The sequence below is a fragment of the Bacillus sp. SIMBA_031 genome (assembly GCF_046535225.1).
In the GTDB taxonomy this organism is placed as follows: domain Bacteria; phylum Bacillota; class Bacilli; order Bacillales; family Bacillaceae; genus Bacillus; species Bacillus velezensis.
Genome location: NZ_JAWRXC010000432.1, coordinates 1 through 256, shown reverse-complemented (window position 1 = coordinate 256; position 256 = coordinate 1). Strand labels below are relative to the sequence as shown.

Genomic DNA, 256 nt, shown 5'->3' with positions numbered 1-256 from the left:
ATAGAAAACATGGTCGAGCCCCTCGGCCGCAGGCAGGCGCCGCGGGGCCGCACCGGTTGCGATCAGCAGCCTGTCGTAGGGGATTCGCCGGCCGCTTGCCAATTCGACGGTGCGGCGCTCGCGATCGATCGCGGTGGCGGCATCGCCGGCCATCACCACGATACCGCGTTCCTCATATTGCTGCTGCCCTGCGATAAACCGCGGCTCGGCGCCGTCAGGCGCCAGCATATGCTGCTTGGAAAGCGGCGGCCGCTCG

1 protein-coding gene is annotated in these 256 nt (G+C 68.0%); it reads right to left on the bottom strand.

What is annotated here, in order from left to right; translation table 11 throughout:
* The coding region (locus tag SB724_RS20925; RefSeq protein ID WP_410572878.1) for an FAD-dependent oxidoreductase at positions 1–256 on the bottom strand (256 nt) is incomplete at both ends.